The 264-nt window shown below is 63.6% G+C and carries 1 protein-coding gene; it reads right to left on the reverse strand.

Annotation, left to right across the window (positions count from 1 at the left end; all coding sequences use genetic code 11):
• On the reverse strand, positions 1-264 hold a 264-nt coding region (locus tag NR164_RS30325; RefSeq protein ID WP_256823678.1), incomplete at both ends, for an RHS repeat domain-containing protein.

Raw genomic sequence — 264 nt, forward strand, 5'->3', positions numbered from 1 at the left:
TCTCGTTGACCAGCGCTTGCAGCCGCCCATAGCTGTCATAGCCGAATTGCACCTGTCGTCCATGGGCGTCGGTGCGCTGGCGTACCCGGCCGCGACGGTTGTGCTGGTAGAGCGTGGTGTGCCCGGCGGGATCGGTATAGCCCACCAACTGACCGCTGGCATCGCGCTGATATTGCTCGGTGCGCCCGTCCGGCAGTTGGCTGTTGAGTAAACGCCCGTTGGCGTCATAGCTGAATTGAGTGCGTTCGCCGAGGGCGTCGGTGA

The sequence above is a fragment of the Pseudomonas sp. Pse79 genome, from assembly GCF_024519615.1.
Lineage (GTDB): Bacteria > Pseudomonadota > Gammaproteobacteria > Pseudomonadales > Pseudomonadaceae > Aquipseudomonas > Aquipseudomonas veronii.